Source organism: Arthrobacter sp. YAF16 (assembly GCF_052113385.1).
In the GTDB taxonomy this organism is placed as follows: Bacteria; Actinomycetota; Actinomycetes; order Actinomycetales; family Micrococcaceae; genus Arthrobacter.
On the sequence record NZ_JBFRDC010000003.1, the window covers coordinates 24,189 to 36,234 of the forward strand.

A 12,046-nucleotide genomic window follows, 5' to 3' on the forward strand; every position below is an offset into this window, starting at 1 on the left:
GGCCGTGGCGCGGCCCGCACTCTTGATTGCGTGGGGGCTGGCGGCTAAGGCAGCATCCAGCCCAGGACGGGGGTGGACTGCAGGAAGGCAAGGGTGCACAGGACCAGCAGGAGAGCCACGCTCCACCCGACCACCTTACGCAGGATCACCGACTCCTGGCCGTCAAGGTTGACGGCTGTCGCCGCGATGGCGAGGTTTTGCGGACTGATCAGCTTGCCCACGACGCCGCCGGAGGTGTTGGCGGCCACCAGCAGGTTCGGATCGATGCCCGCCTTCAGGCCCGCGGTCTGTTGCAGCTTGGCGAACAGCGCGTTGGCGGATGTGTCCGAGCCGGTCACGGCGGTGCCCAGCCAGCCGAGCACGGGCGAGAGGAAGGCGAAGAAGCTGCCGGTGCCGGCCAGCCAGGTTCCGATCGAGACCGTCTGGCCGGAGTTGTTCATGACGTACGCCAGGGCGAGCACCGTGATGATGGTCAGCCCTGCCCAGCGCATCTTGAAGATGGTCCGTCCGATCTCCCGGACCGCGTCGCCGACCGAAAGGCGGAAGCGGCCGCCGTCGTCGTACTTGGAGTAAACCAGAGCCACCAGCAGCCCGGTGATCAGCAGCAGCGTGCCCGGGCTGGACAGCCACTGGAAGGTGTACACGGTGGAGGAGACCGGCTTGCCCTCGGCGTTGACCAGGGCGTCGTGCAGGATCGGCCAGGGGATCTTGATGTCCGTGGCGGCGAGGAACGCGGGCAGGTCGAGCCCGAGCTTCCAGAGCTTGGCGATGCCGAACACGACGATCACGAGGAAGTACGGAAAGAGGGCCAGCCACGTGCGCGTCGGGGTAAGGCCGCCGTCCGTGGCCTTTTCGGCGGTCACGACGCCGGCCTTGCCGGCATCCTGCGAGCCGCTGCTTCGGGCGGCGGTGCCGCGGGCAACAGCGTCGGCGGCAACGCCAAGGCGCTCGCGGGCGGCCGCGCTGCCCTTCGGCTTCCACATCCGGAAGAACACCACGGCGGCGCCGAGGCCCACAAGCGAGGCCAGGATGTCGGTGAGTTCATAGGAGAAGAAGTTGGAGCACAGGAACTGGGCGACGGCGAAGGAGCCGCCGACCACCAGCGCGGCGGGCCAGCAGTCCTTCAGGCCGCGGCGGCCGTCGATGATGAAGAGCAGGATCAGCGGCACGAAGGTGGCCAGCAGGGGAGCCTGGCGGCCCACGATGGAGGCGATGTCGGTCGCGTGCAGGCCGGTCAGTCCGGCGGCGGTCGTAATCGGGATGGCCATCGCGCCGAACGCGACCGGTGCGGTGTTTGCCACCAGCACGGCGGCGGCAGCACGCAGCGGCGGGAGACCCAGGGCCAGCAGCATGGTGGCGGTGATCGCCACCGGGGCGCCGAAGCCGGCGAGGGCCTCAAGCAGGCCGCCGAAGCAGAAGGCCACCAGGACGGCCTGCAGGCGCACGTCGCCGCCGCCGATCACGTCGAAGACGCGGCGCAGGTCCTCGAACCGGCCGCTGAGGACGGTCACCTGGTAAAGCCAGACGGCCATAACGACGATCCAGAGCACCGGGAAGGCGCCGAAGACCCCGCCCTGGGTGGCCGAAAGGATCGCCAGGCCGGCCGGCATGTGGAAGGCGGCGATGCCGACCACGAGGGCGGCCAGCAGGGCGAAGGCACCGGCCACGTGGGCCTTGGTCTTCACAACGGCCAGCAGGATGAAGAAGGTGAGCAGCGGCAGTAAGCCAACGATGGCCGACCAGGCCACGCTGTTCAGCACCGGGTCGGTGGTGGGGGTGAAGTGGTCCACGGAAGTTCCTCTGCGTTGAGAGACGACGAGTTCTTTGGTCAGACCACTGTGGTCGGACCATGAGAGTGTAGCGCAGATCTCATTCGGCGTGTGAGGGGGTTCACTTCCCTGTTCAGGTTGGGAGTGGCGGGCATCACGTGCTTTACTATGGTCAGACCACACACGTCGGCGCTGCTCGAAAGGCTGTCATGAGAATCGCTTTGTTCGCCACCTGCATCGTCGATGCGATGTATCCGCGCACCGCGCAGGCCACCGTGAGCATCCTGGAACGGCTGGGGCACGAGGTCGTGTTCCCGTCCGGCCAGGCCTGCTGCGGGCAGATGCACGTCAACAGCGGCTACCTCCAGGAAGCCGTCCCGGTCGTCGCCAACCACGTGCGCGCCTTCGACACCGGGGACTACGACGTCGCCGTTGCGCCGTCCGGGTCGTGCGTCGCCTCGGTCCAGCACCAGCACCCGATGGTGGCCCGCTCCTGCGGCGACAGAGCGCTGGAAGCCAGGGCTGCCGCCGTCGGCGCCAGGACCTACGAGCTCTCCGAGCTGCTGGTGGACGTGCTGGGCGTGACCGACGCCGGCGCCCAGCTGGGCTCCTACTTCCCGCACCGGGTCACCTACCACCCCAGCTGCCACGGTATGCGCCTGCTCCGCCTCGGCGACCGCCAGGCCCGGCTGCTGCGCAGCGTCCAGGGAATCGAGCTGGCCGAGCTGCCCGAAGCGGACCAGTGCTGCGGCTTCGGCGGCACCTTCTCAATGAAGAACGCCGACGTGTCCTCGGCCATGCTCGAGGACAAGACCGCCAACGTCCGCTCCACCGGCGCCGAGCTGTGCACGGGCGGGGACGCCTCCTGCCTGATGCACATCGGCGGCGGCCTGTCCCGGCAGGGCAGCGACGTGACCACCCTGCACCTGGCCGAAATCCTTGCCAGCACCGCGGAAGCGCCGGCGTCCGTCACCGGCGAGGTACGCGTTTCCACCGGAAAGGCAACACGATGAGCACCTTCCTGGGCATGCCCTCCCTTCCCGTCTTCGGCACGGGTAACCTGCATGCCGCCGAATCGTTCCCGACGGCGGCGCACCGCGAGCTGGGCAACGCCCAGCTGCGCGCCAACCTCGGCCACGCCACCCACACCATTCGCGACAAGCGTCTCCAGGTCGTCTCCGAACTGCCCGACTGGGAACAGCTGCGCGACGCCGGATCCGCCATCAAGGAATCCGTGATGGCCCGGCTCCCCGAACTCCTCGAACAGTTCGAGCAGCATTTCACCGCCCGGGGCGGAGTCATCCACTGGGCGCGCGACGCCGACGAGGCTAACGAAATCGTCGCGGGACTGATCCGGGACACCGGCGAAACAGAAGTGGTCAAGGTCAAGTCCATGGCCACCCAGGAGATCGGGCTCAACGAATACCTCGAACAGCAGGGGATCACGGCGTTCGAAACGGACCTGGCCGAGCTGATCGTGCAGCTGGACCACGACAAGCCCAGCCACATCCTGGTCCCCGCCATCCACAAGAACCGCACCGAAATCCGCGACATCTTCCTGCGCGAAATGCCCGGCGCGGACCCGGAGCTGACCGATAACCCCGCGGTGCTGGCCATGGCGGCCCGTGCGCACCTGCGCCGCAAGTTCCTCACGGCCAAGGTGGCCGTGTCCGGGGCCAACTTCGCGCTCGCCGATTCCGGCACCCTGGCCGTCGTCGAATCCGAGGGCAACGGCCGGATGTGCCTGACGCTGCCGGAGACCCTGATCACCGTGATGGGCGTGGAAAAACTGCTGCCGAGCTGGCAGGACCTCGAGGTGTTCATGCAGCTGCTCCCGCGCTCCTCCACCGGGGAACGGATGAACCCCTACACCTCGTTGTGGACCGGTGTCACCGAGGGGGACGGGCCGCAAAACGTGCACCTGGTGCTGCTCGACAACGGACGCAGCGCCGCGCTCGCGGACGAGCTTGGCCGCTCCGCACTGCACTGCATCCGTTGCAGCGCGTGCATGAACGTCTGCCCGGTGTACGAGCGGACCGGCGGCCACGCCTACGGCTCCACCTACCCCGGTCCGATCGGCGCCATCCTTTCCCCGCTGCTGACCGGCATCGAGTCGGAGGAAAACAGCTCCCTGCCCTACGCTTCCTCACTGTGCGGCGCCTGCTACGACGCCTGCCCGGTGAAGATCAACATTCCGGACATCCTGGTGCACCTGCGCAGCGTGGACGTGGACAGCAAGCGCGGAAAGAAGAAGCTGCCCAGCCAGATGGACGTCGGCATGAAGGCCGCATCCTGGGCGCTGTCCTCGGGGAAGCGGCTCGGGCTGCTCGAAAAGGGCCTTCCCGTGGGCCGCCTGGTGGCCGGTCCGGACAAAAAGATCACCAAGCTGCCCGGCATCGCCGCCGGCTGGACCCAAAGCCGCGACATCCCGGCGCCGCCGCAGAGATCCTTCCGCGACTGGTGGGCCAAGGAACACCACGGCCCGGAATCCGGCGGCACCCCCGCGGATACCCACAACAACGCCCAGGACAACGCCCAGGACAAGGAAGACAGAGCATGAGCGCGCGCGAAGATATCCTCGGCCGGATCCGTTCCGCGCTGCGGGACGCACCCGTAGCACCGCAGATTCCGCGGGAATACCGCGCATCATCCGAGCTGGACCAGGATGCGCTGATCCATCTGCTGGTGGACCGTTTGGTCGACTACAAAGCCCGGGTCTGCGTGGTGGACGCGGCCGAGGTGCCCGTGCGAATTGCCGAACTGCTCGCGGACGCCCGCAGCTACGTCGCGCCGGCGGGGCTCGACGACGGCTGGACCGCCGGCATCGGCTCCGCCCCCGACAGCGATCGCCGCCGCGTGGATTCCGTCTCTGAGCCGCTGACCGTTGCCGAGCTGGACGCCACCGACGCCGTCGTGACTGCCAGCGCCGTCGCCGTCGCCGAAACGGGGACGATCATCCTGGACGGGAGTCCCAACCAGGGCCGCCGCGCCATCAGCCTCGTCCCGGACCACCACATCTGCGTCGTGAACGCCGCCGACATCGCCGGCATCCTCCCCGAGGCGCTGCGGCGGATCGACGGCACCCGGCCGCTCACCATGATCAGTGGACCGAGCGCCACCAGCGACATCGAACTTGAACGCGTCGAAGGGGTCCACGGTCCGCGCACCCTCGACGTGATCATCGCGCGGTAGTCGCGGCGGTCCTGACCAACGCCGCAGGAAGGAAGCGTCCGTGGCCTATTACTGCCATCACGCCTGGCACGACCTGGTCGGCCTCGTCGTGGAGGTCCGCAGGGAAGGCGCGGTGGTCCGCGAAGGACTCGTCGACGCCGCCATGGCGGATTCCTCCGCCCTCTGGATCGCCGCCGACGGATTCCAGGACCGGGTGCTGATCGAAGCCGCAGAGGGCTATGAGGTGTGGCTGGAACCCCGTCCGCTGGACGGCAAGTCCGCTTATCGGCTGGCTCAGAGCTGGCCGGCTCCCCGGAGGCCCGGAATGGCATCTTCCTTGGTGGGGAAGTAGCCGAAGAGGACCTGCCGGGGCTGCCCCCGAGTCCACTTTCTGCCAAACGCGACGACCGCCGGCGGGACGTTCGGCCCTTGACCCTCCCAAGGTCGCGGCGAAGTGTAGGCCTATGACTGATTCACATCCGGAACTGACGCCGGACATCAAGTCCACCGACCTCGAGGAAAAGCCGACGGCGGTGCTGCGCGAGACCGTGCCCATGAATGCGCTGCGCGAATTCTTCGACCGCGCCTACCGTTCCGTGATGACGGCCGTGCAGCAGCAAAACGTCCAGCTGGCCGGGCCGCCGTTTGCCCTGTATCGCGGCATGCCCACGGACGTAGTCGACGTCGAGGCAGGCTTTCCGCTGGCCGCGCCGTATCCGGGCGGGGGAGCCCAAGCGGAAGAGTCCGGCGTGACGGCGGGCACGCTGCCTGCCGGGCGGGCTCTCGAGGCGATGCACGTGGGGCCATACGAGACCTTGCCGGAGACCTACAATGCCGTGATGGCCAGGATGCAGGCGGAAAGCCTCACTCCGGGCGACGCCATGTGGGAGTACTACCTCAGCGACCCCGCCACGGAACCGGATCCGGCGGTTTGGAAAACCCTCATCGTCTGGCCGGTGGCCTGAGCCCGGACGGAACCGGGCGCTAATCGGCGTCGATCTCTTCGAGGAGCTTCCGGGCTGCTTCGGCGATATCGTCGTGGCCGTGTTGCGCGGCCCGGCTCTCCAACGAAATGACGGCGCAGCGGTGGACTTTCTTGAAGTCGCCGAAGGGAAAGGTCACGCTGCCCTTGGTTCCCTCAGAAGCGTCCGGGTCCACCCCCAGATGCCAGTGGGAGAACTCCGCGAATCCGTTCTTTTCAATGAACTTGTTCTCCTGCTCGGCTGACGGTGCGTGCTCGCTCCAGTCGTCCCGGGTGTCCCGCTGGACCTTCCCGTCTTTGACCAGTCGGCGGGCGAGGGTGAGCGCTTGTTTGTTCAGTTTCGTAGCCATCATTGCCTCCAGATTGACCCTGTCCGGCGACGCTTAATGTCGCTTTCACCACACTATTCTTCATCTCCAAGGATGATGCCCTAAACTGCTTCACTGAGGTGCCTGAAATGGCGCTGCGCAGCAACGAAAGTGAACCCCGCTATGGCTACCGATTACGACGCCCCACGCAAGACAGAAGAAGAGTCTCCCGCTGAATCGCTGGAGGCCCTTCAGGCATCCCGTGGCGGCGGTGCCCAGACTGCTGTTATCGACGTCGACGAGAACGACACCGCTGAAGGCATCGACCTTCCCGGCGCCGACCTCTCCGGCGAAGAACTGACCGTCATTGTTGTTCCCGAGCAGTCCGACGAATTCACCTGTTCCTCCTGCTTCCTGGTCCGCCACCGGTCCCAGGTGGCCAAGGAAAAGAACGGCCTGAAGTACTGCCGCGACTGCGAAGGCTAAAGCCCTCCCGCTCGGACCCCCGGGCTCGTTTCGAGAATTTTGATTTACCCAAAGCAAAGCGCCGGACGCCCGCCAGGGCCCGGCGCTTTGCCGTACCCGCCCGCTGCCGAACCCACCTGACTCGCAGCAGGTGTCGTTTTGAACCCTCAAAACGACACCTGCTGCCAGCTAGTTGGGGCTAACGACCTCTCGTCAACCCAGACGGGCGGTTCTACTCTTGAGGTATCCGGGTGAGGTGGATGTCCGGATGATTCGAGGGGGCGGCTGTCGTGACAAAATCCCGAGCGAACAGGCTCACCGTCTGGCTGGTGGCCTTGCTGACGGCGGCCGGGCTGGGGCTCCTGGCGCCCGGGCCGGCCGCGGCGTCACCCTACTGCGGACTCGTCTGGGGATCCCTGGCCAAGGCCGACGCCGCGATGAGCCAGGCAAAGGTGGTCAACATCCGGACCGGCCAGCACTACTGCTTCGACCGACTCGTCATCGACCTCAATGGCCGCGCGGCCGGCTACTCGGTGCGGTATGTACCCCAGGTCGTTCAGGACGGTTCCGGCCTGCCGGTTCCGCTGCGGGGGCAGGCGTTCATCCAGCTCACTGTCAACGCGCCTGCCTACGACGCAGCCGGAAAGTCCACCTACAACCCGGCCAACAAGGCCGAGCTGAGCAACGTCAGCAGGTACCAGACGTTCCGGCAAGTGGCGTGGGCCGGAAGTTTCGAAGGTTACACCAGCCTGGGGCTCGGCGTGCGGGCTCGGCTGCCTTTCCGGGTCTTCACACTGGCCGGGCCCGGTTCGGGCTCACGTCTGGTCATCGACGTCGCCCACTTCTGGTGAACCGGCTCGGCTGAGCCTGTGGCGCCCGACGGCGGTAGCGGCTACAGCGCGCCGAGCTCCGCCCGAAGCGGGTATTCCTTGCCGTCCAGCACCAGCTGGGTGCAGCGCCTGGTGGCCGGGTTGAAGACGATCGGTGCCATCAGGTTCACCGTGGTGGAGACGGGGGAGTGGTTGACCACCACCAGCACCTGGGGCGCCTCGCCGTCGCTGAGTTCCAGGGCCTCCATCGCGGTGCCGGGGACCGGCGGGGTGTAGCCCGGAACGAACACCGCCGCGTCCGCGAGGAACAGCCGCACGGGTGCAGAGCCGGACTCGAGGGCGAACAGGCCCGGCGCGCTGTCGATGTTCCGCAGGGCGAAGTCGTGCACGTTCTCCAGCCCCGGCATCGGGGCGGTGAAGGTCACCGGGGTGCTGCTTAGGACGGAGTTCATCGCAGGAAGTCCATCAGGGTGGGCTGCAGGACCTTCGCCGTGGCGGCCAGGGCCACCTGGTAATTGGTTTCCTGAAGCTTCAGGTCCATGATCACGCTGCCAAGGTCAGCTTTTTCAATCCCGGTCCGCTGGGCGTCCAACGAAGCCTCCAATTCGGTGTTGACGTTGCCGGCACGTTCCAGCTGTGCCTGCCGTGTTCCAATTTCAGCACGGCCGTTGACGATGTTCTTGAATGCGGTGTCGACGTCGGCCACCCGCGGGGCGACATCCGTGCCTGTCCGCAGGTCGGCCGCCAGCTTGCCCACGATGTCGAAGACGGAACCGGTGCCGTTGCCGAAAATCGCCGCGCCGTCGGCGTCCACCCGCACAGTCTGGGTGGCGCTGATCCGGCGCTCCACCGGGTTGTCACCCGTCCCGTTAAACGTCGGCGGGGTGCCGGTGTCGCTGCGGATGGCGGGGTTGCGTGCGGTGCCGGGAGTGAAGGCACCAGCGTCATCCGAGTTACCGGCGAAAATGTTTCGGCCCAGATGCTGGGTGTTGGCGATCGAAATCAGGTCCGTCTTCAGCGACTCCAGCTCGGCGGCGATCGCGTCCTTGCCGGACTGGTTTAGCGAGCCGTTGCCGGCCATCACGGTGAGGTCCTTGACCCGGCGCATCACGTTGGTGGCCTGCTCCAGCGCGGAGTCGGCAGCGGTGAGCCAGGTGTTGCCGTCGTCGATGTTCCGGCCGTACTGGGCGTTGGCCGCCTGGAGGGACCGCGTAGCCAGCGCCTGGGCCGTGGCGGCAGGGTCGTCCGAGGGCCGGGAGATCTTGTTGAGCGAGGTGGCCTTGTCCTGCAGTTCGGCCAGCTTGGCCTGCTGGAACTGCAGCGTCCGCTGGGCGTTCGCGTTCATGGTCAGGTTTGTTACCCGGTTCAGCATGGTTATCTTCCTACCAGTCCGGTGCGGTTGATCAGGACGTCCAGGGCCTCGTCGACGGCGGTCATCACGCGGGCCGCGGCCTGGTAGGCATGCTGGTTGGTGAGCAGGTTGACGTTCTCTTCGTCCAGGCTCACCGACGACTGCGAGGCGCGGCTGGTCACCGCGGAGGCCTGGGCGGCGGACGTGAGGGATTCGCGCTGTTGCGCGCCGCGGGACTGGACGCCGATCCCGGTGACGATGCCGGACCACACTTTGTCCGGTGAGGCTGCTCCGGTACCAAGCTGCGAAATCTGGTCTGCGATGCTCGTGTCGAGGGCACCCGAGTCCGGCGCCCTGAGAGCAATGCCGGCGGTGCTGGCCGGACCTTTGATGCTGAGGGCGGCTGGGCCCGTGCCGCTGAGGGCGAAGAAGTCCTGCTTCGTTGCACCCGGATTCCCGGCGGAATCGTTCGGCAGCTGGCCTAGCTTATGAACGTCGTTGACCGACTTTGCCAACTCCTGGGCGAAGCCGTTGTACTTTTCGGCGGCCTCGGCAATAGCACCGCCGTTGCCCCCGGCAGCAGGAGCCAGCACGGAGAGGGCGCCAGCGATTTCACCGCCGTCGGAGGAAGCCACTCCCGCCGGGTTCTTCCAGAGCAGTTGCACGGTGGATCCGAGGGCATCCCCGGCCTGGCTGCCGGAGAGTTCCAGTTCCCGCACGGAGGTGCCCATTACGAGGGCATTGCCGCCGACATGGACGTCCACTGTGCCATCCGGCTGTTCGCGCACGGTGCCGCCGGCAAGCCGGGAAATGGTTTCGGTGAGTTTGGCGCGGGCGTCGATGAGTTCGTTCGCGGATCCGCCAGACGCCAGGGTGGAGCGGATGGTGGCGTTGTAGGCGGCCACCTGGTTGGCGGCGGCATTGACGACGCTGACGGCGTCGGCAGCCTGCGCGCGGACACTGCTCCACTGCCCTTGAAGGGCCTGGTAGGCGGAGGAAATCTTGGTCGTGAGGGAGTTGGCGGCGTTCAGCAGCAGACCCTTGGGGCCGTCCTCGCCAGGCTGGTTCGCGGCACCCTGCCACGCGGACCAGAACCCCTGGAGGGCGGCGGAGATGCCGTTGTCGCCGGGTTCCTGCAGGGTGGCCTCGATGCCTTGCAGGGCCGAGGAACGTATCCCGGCGTAGCCAGCCTGCGCACTGGCGGAGCGGACGCCGGCATCGAGGACGCTGCTGCCAAGCCGCGCGATGGCGTCAACCGAAACGCCCTGGCCCACCTGGACCGTGCCGCCGCTGAAGAGTCCGCGGGCCGGCGCGGCCAGAGCGGACTGCTCGACGCGCTGGCGGGTGTATCCCTCGGTGGCGGCGTTGGCGATGTTCTGGCCGGCAACGTTCATGCCCTGCTGGGCAGCAGTCAGCCCGCGGTAGGCGGTATTCAGGGCGCCGAAGGTGCTCATGGTCGCTTCCTTAGAATTGCTTGTCGAAGATGCGGGAGCCGGCGGATTCCCCGGTCTTGCCGTGGGCGTCGTACGTGCCGGGAGTGGCTGGCCGCAGATCGGCGAGGGACTCCTGGGTGGAGCGGACCGCGGTGCGCAAGTACTGCTCATTCGCATCGCGCAGTTCCTTGATCAGGGCAGTCTGGCGGGTCAGGGCTGCGAGATGCGCACTGAGCACCTCGGCCCAGGCGCCCTCCGGGGCCGCCTCAGCAAGCTCGCCGAGCGTGGCGTCGGTGGGCAGTCCCCACATTTCGGCGACGACGGCGGCTTCGATGGTGCGCGCGAGGCTTGCCTGGGAGAGGTGCCCCAGGACCTGCTCCACTTCCCGGGTGCCGTGGGGCAGCCAGCGGGACTTGCCGGAGGTGAGCAGCAGCTGCTCCTCTTCCAGCTTGAAAGTCAGAACGTCCAGAAGTTCACGCTCCCGCCACAGCAGGGCAGAAAGTTCGTGGATGGCCATGGTCCGGACGGCTCCCTCAGGTGTGTGGATAATACGGGCGAGTAACGCATTGGTGCAGAGGCGTTGTTGCATCGTGCGGACGGTGCAGTCTGCAGCAGGGTTCGTACAAACTATCGGCAGGGTTTCCGGACCCGTTAGCAGGAATAAGGCTGATGCCACGTGGATTAGGACAGGCGGGAAATTCCGAAAAGAATTTTGGATTTCTCCTTACCTGTGCAACACAAGTGGCGATAGCTACTGCTGAAGGCCCACGGATGGGCCATCGCTTACAGTCCCAAATCACGGAGGAAATACCATGGGCTTCGTTATTAACAACAACCTCGCGGCGAACAACTCGTACCGCAACCTCAACGCCACGCAGAACGACCTCTCCAAGTCCTTGGAGAAGCTGTCCACCGGCCTGCGCATCAACCGCGCCGGCGATGACGCAGCAGGCCTGTCCATCTCCGAGGGCCTGAAGGCACAGGTCACCGGTTCGGCCCAGGCCGCCCGCAACGCCCAGGACGGCATCTCTGTCATCCAGACGACTGAAGGCGCCCTGACCGAGGTTCACTCCATCCTGCAGCGCATGCGCGACCTCGCTGTCCAGGGTGCGAACGATACGAACAMCGACAAGGCCCGTGACGCGATCAAGGCCGAAGGCGACGCTCTCGGCAAGGAACTGAACCGCCTCACCGAAGCTACCAAMTTCAACGGCATCGACCTGCTGAAGGGTGCCTCCGGCACGGGAGTTACCGCAGACGCTACCGTCGCCACTGACGGCATTCTGAACATTCAGGTTGGCACGGGCAAGACGGCTGGAACCGATAGCATCGCTGTCAAGATTGGCGACGTCAGTACTGCTGTTGGTTCACTCTCAGGCACGGCTGATGCAGCCGACTTCCTGGTCGACAGCAGCACCAACGCCCAGACGACGATCGGTAAGATCGATGCCGCAATCGAGAACATTTCCAAGCAGCGTTCGGATCTGGGCGCTTCGCAGAACCGCCTCGAGCACACGATCAAGTCGCTGAACGTTGCCGGTGAGAACCTGCAGGCCGCTCAGTCCCGGATCGCCGACGTCGACATGGCTCAGGAAATGGTCAAGTTCACCAAGGCGAACATCCTGTCCCAGGCCGGCACCGCAATGCTGGCCCAGGCCAACCAGTCCAGCCAGGGCGTTCTTTCGCTCCTGCGCTAGGCCGGATCCGGTAGTCCAGCAGTGCGGCTGCCACTCTGAT

The 12,046-nt window shown here is 66.4% G+C and carries 14 protein-coding genes; 8 read left to right on the forward strand and 6 right to left on the reverse strand.

The window, feature by feature from the left end; all coding sequences use genetic code 11:
- Positions 1 to 44: 44 nt before the first annotated feature.
- The gene (locus AB4Y91_RS09285; protein WP_441418200.1) at positions 45 to 1,790 is read right to left on the reverse strand and encodes an L-lactate permease; all 1,746 of its coding nucleotides are present in this window, start codon (positions 1,788 to 1,790) and stop codon (positions 45 to 47) included.
- 188 nt (positions 1,791 to 1,978) lie between these two features.
- On the opposite strand from AB4Y91_RS09285, the gene AB4Y91_RS09290 reads away from it, so the two are divergent.
- The 5 genes from AB4Y91_RS09290 to AB4Y91_RS09310 all read left to right on the forward strand — a co-directional run bounded on the left by AB4Y91_RS09290 (position 1,979) and on the right by AB4Y91_RS09310 (position 5,905).
- Positions 1,979 to 2,782: a (Fe-S)-binding protein gene (locus AB4Y91_RS09290; protein WP_441418201.1), complete on the forward strand. Its 804-nt coding sequence runs from the start codon at positions 1,979 to 1,981 to the stop codon at positions 2,780 to 2,782.
- Positions 2,779 to 4,329 (forward strand): LutB/LldF family L-lactate oxidation iron-sulfur protein, encoded by a 1,551-nt coding sequence (locus AB4Y91_RS09295; protein ID WP_441418202.1) that lies wholly within the window; start codon positions 2,779 to 2,781, stop codon positions 4,327 to 4,329. The genes AB4Y91_RS09290 and AB4Y91_RS09295 overlap by 4 nt, the downstream gene beginning before the upstream one ends.
- Positions 4,326 to 4,961 (forward strand): LutC/YkgG family protein, encoded by a 636-nt coding sequence (locus AB4Y91_RS09300; RefSeq protein WP_441418203.1) that lies wholly within the window; start codon positions 4,326 to 4,328, stop codon positions 4,959 to 4,961. The genes AB4Y91_RS09295 and AB4Y91_RS09300 overlap by 4 nt, the downstream gene beginning before the upstream one ends.
- Before the next feature lie 40 nt (positions 4,962 to 5,001).
- Positions 5,002 to 5,292: a hypothetical protein gene (locus tag AB4Y91_RS09305; RefSeq protein ID WP_441418204.1), complete on the forward strand. Its 291-nt coding sequence runs from the start codon at positions 5,002 to 5,004 to the stop codon at positions 5,290 to 5,292.
- Positions 5,293 to 5,404: 112 nt separating this feature from the next.
- Positions 5,405 to 5,905, forward strand: a complete 501-nt coding sequence (locus AB4Y91_RS09310; protein ID WP_441418205.1) for a GyrI-like domain-containing protein — start codon at positions 5,405 to 5,407, stop codon at positions 5,903 to 5,905.
- A gap of 19 nt (positions 5,906 to 5,924) precedes the next feature.
- Here AB4Y91_RS09310 and AB4Y91_RS09315 read toward each other — a convergent pair whose 3' ends face one another.
- Entirely contained in the window at positions 5,925 to 6,272 is a 348-nt protein-coding gene (locus tag AB4Y91_RS09315) for a hypothetical protein (RefSeq protein WP_441418206.1), read from the reverse strand.
- A gap of 141 nt (positions 6,273 to 6,413) precedes the next feature.
- On the opposite strand from AB4Y91_RS09315, the gene AB4Y91_RS09320 reads away from it, so the two are divergent.
- Together AB4Y91_RS09320 and AB4Y91_RS09325 are read left to right on the forward strand one after the other, a co-directional pair.
- Positions 6,414 to 6,716, forward strand: a complete 303-nt coding sequence (locus tag AB4Y91_RS09320; protein WP_056741192.1) for a DUF4193 domain-containing protein — start codon at positions 6,414 to 6,416, stop codon at positions 6,714 to 6,716.
- Between the two features lie 269 nt (positions 6,717 to 6,985).
- Positions 6,986 to 7,546 carry an AMIN-like domain-containing (lipo)protein gene (locus AB4Y91_RS09325; RefSeq protein ID WP_441418207.1) on the forward strand — a complete coding sequence of 187 codons (561 nt, stop codon included), beginning with the start codon at positions 6,986 to 6,988 and terminating at the stop codon, positions 7,544 to 7,546.
- Between the two features lie 41 nt (positions 7,547 to 7,587).
- On the opposite strand, the gene AB4Y91_RS09330 is transcribed toward AB4Y91_RS09325, so the two are convergent.
- From AB4Y91_RS09330 to AB4Y91_RS09345, 4 genes are read right to left on the reverse strand one after another with little or no spacing between them, the layout of a single operon-like run.
- Positions 7,588 to 7,977, reverse strand: coding sequence for a flagellar assembly protein FliW (locus AB4Y91_RS09330; RefSeq protein ID WP_441418208.1), 390 nt, complete (start codon positions 7,975 to 7,977; stop codon positions 7,588 to 7,590).
- Positions 7,974 to 8,897, reverse strand: a complete 924-nt coding sequence (flgL, locus tag AB4Y91_RS09335; protein ID WP_441418209.1) for a flagellar hook-associated protein FlgL — start codon at positions 8,895 to 8,897, stop codon at positions 7,974 to 7,976. Before flgL ends, AB4Y91_RS09330 begins: the two co-directional genes overlap by 4 nt.
- 2 nt (positions 8,898 to 8,899) lie before the next feature.
- Positions 8,900 to 10,330 carry a flagellar hook-associated protein FlgK gene (gene flgK, locus AB4Y91_RS09340; RefSeq protein WP_441418210.1) on the reverse strand — a complete coding sequence of 477 codons (1,431 nt, stop codon included), beginning with the start codon at positions 10,328 to 10,330 and terminating at the stop codon, positions 8,900 to 8,902.
- A gap of 10 nt (positions 10,331 to 10,340) precedes the next feature.
- A complete protein-coding gene (locus AB4Y91_RS09345) occupies positions 10,341 to 10,826 on the reverse strand; it encodes a flagellar protein FlgN (protein WP_441418211.1) in 486 nt (161 codons plus the stop codon).
- 295 nt (positions 10,827 to 11,121) lie between these two features.
- Here AB4Y91_RS09345 and AB4Y91_RS09350 point away from each other — a divergent pair, with 295 nt between their 5' ends.
- Complete coding sequence (locus AB4Y91_RS09350) at positions 11,122 to 12,006, forward strand: flagellin N-terminal helical domain-containing protein (RefSeq protein ID WP_441418212.1); 885 nt, start codon at positions 11,122 to 11,124, stop codon at positions 12,004 to 12,006.
- Positions 12,007 to 12,046: the final 40 nt, after the last annotated feature.

What these genes read in the sequence shown, in the direction of transcription:
- AB4Y91_RS09290 (WP_441418201.1), top strand. Translation starts at nt 1,979, where the DNA reads ATGAGAATCGCTTTGTTCGCCACCTGCATCGTCGATGCGATGTATCCG.
- AB4Y91_RS09295 (WP_441418202.1), top strand. Translation starts at nt 2,779, where the DNA reads ATGAGCACCTTCCTGGGCATGCCCTCCCTTCCCGTCTTCGGCACGGGT.
- AB4Y91_RS09300 (WP_441418203.1), top strand. Translation starts at nt 4,326, where the DNA reads ATGAGCGCGCGCGAAGATATCCTCGGCCGGATCCGTTCCGCGCTGCGG.
- AB4Y91_RS09310 (WP_441418205.1), top strand. Translation starts at nt 5,405, where the DNA reads ATGACTGATTCACATCCGGAACTGACGCCGGACATCAAGTCCACCGAC.
- AB4Y91_RS09315 (WP_441418206.1), bottom strand. Translation starts at nt 6,272, where the DNA reads ATGGCTACGAAACTGAACAAACAAGCGCTCACCCTCGCCCGCCGACTG.
- AB4Y91_RS09320 (WP_056741192.1), top strand. Translation starts at nt 6,414, where the DNA reads ATGGCTACCGATTACGACGCCCCACGCAAGACAGAAGAAGAGTCTCCC.
- AB4Y91_RS09330 (WP_441418208.1), bottom strand. Translation starts at nt 7,977, where the DNA reads ATGAACTCCGTCCTAAGCAGCACCCCGGTGACCTTCACCGCCCCGATG.
- flgL (WP_441418209.1), bottom strand. Translation starts at nt 8,897, where the DNA reads ATGCTGAACCGGGTAACAAACCTGACCATGAACGCGAACGCCCAGCGG.
- flgK (WP_441418210.1), bottom strand. Translation starts at nt 10,330, where the DNA reads ATGAGCACCTTCGGCGCCCTGAATACCGCCTACCGCGGGCTGACTGCT.
- AB4Y91_RS09345 (WP_441418211.1), bottom strand. Translation starts at nt 10,826, where the DNA reads ATGGCCATCCACGAACTTTCTGCCCTGCTGTGGCGGGAGCGTGAACTT.